This is a genomic window from Collinsella sp. Sow4_E3 (genome assembly GCF_052116285.1).
Classification (GTDB): domain Bacteria; phylum Actinomycetota; class Coriobacteriia; order Coriobacteriales; family Coriobacteriaceae; genus Collinsella.
Genome location: NZ_JBQKLJ010000105.1, coordinates 1 through 510, shown reverse-complemented (window position 1 = coordinate 510; position 510 = coordinate 1). Strand labels below are relative to the sequence as shown.

The 510-nt window shown below is 32.4% G+C and carries 1 protein-coding gene; it reads right to left on the bottom strand.

Annotated features, from left to right (window positions below):
* Window positions 1-510 (bottom strand): hypothetical protein (locus ACTQ48_RS11485; RefSeq protein ID WP_441571055.1); only part of this gene is annotated, 510 nt, incomplete at both ends.

Here is a 510-nt window from a genome sequence, read left to right as displayed (position 1 = left end):
ATATTCGTGATCATGTTTAAACTTATCAAATTTAAATAGATCACTTCGACCACCTGCTGCATTTACATGACCATCACCATTAAACTTCCTAGCAATAGCCGATACATCAATACTATTAGGAACACTCCGTAGAGACATTGAACCATATGAAGTATTAATGCTAATTAGTGCATCATAACGCTCCTTCTCATACATATTAAGATCAGCAATCCCAAGAATAGCAGTACGTGGCATATCCCATACTACAAATACCTTAAAGCCATTAATATCGAGCATTAGATAGTCATCTTCATCAAAGATACTATCCAAATACTCAGTTAAAGCTTTATATGTAGAGAAATTTCGAAAACCTGATTTCTGGAGATACTTTCTTAAGAATTCAATTTTCTGAAGAGCGATAATAGAATCAAATGGGAAATACTCATCTGATTTAATCCTGTTACTTTTTATCCCATCAATAATAACTTTAAAGCTATCAAGTTTAGAGATAATTACATCATACATGAAAGC